This is a genomic window from Bartonella sp. MR168JLCBS (genome assembly GCF_042194175.1).
Window position 1 is genome coordinate 1 of record NZ_JBHIMP010000654.1, and the last position, 505, is coordinate 505.

The following is a 505-nucleotide window of genomic DNA, read 5'->3' on the forward strand; positions in this document are numbered from 1 at the left end:
CAAGCTTGCTAAGCATCTTCTGGTCATTGCTAGAAACTGTCTTTGGCGGAATTCTTGCCATAGCGGCAACAGTGGCTTCAATTTCTTTGACACCTATACTCTTTTTTCGTTGTTTTTTTGGCAAAAGCTTTTGCGCCGCACCACTTTCATCAACAACATCAATTGCTTTATCAGGTAACCTGCGATCAATCATATAACGTGAAGATAATTCTACGGATGCCTTCATCGCCTCATCAGTATATTTAATTTGGTGGAAATCTTCAAAATAAGGCTTTAGTCCTTGCAAAATCTTAATCGCATCAACAACAGAAGGCTCGCTAATATCAATCTTCTGGAAACGACGTTCTAAAGCTCGATCTTGTTCAAAAATTCTGCGGTATTCCCTGTAAATCGTCGAACCAATACATCGAATAGTTCCAGAGGATAATGCAGGTTTTAAAAGATTTGCTGCATCCATATTCCCCCCCAATGTAGCTCCTGCTCCAATCAACGTATGAATTTCATC

General features: G+C 39.8%; 1 pseudogene. It reads right to left on the reverse strand.

The features are described 5' to 3' along the window. Positions 1 to 505 (reverse strand): annotated as a pseudogene (gene clpA / locus ACFIK8_RS13225) (ATP-dependent Clp protease ATP-binding subunit ClpA); the annotation flags it as partial.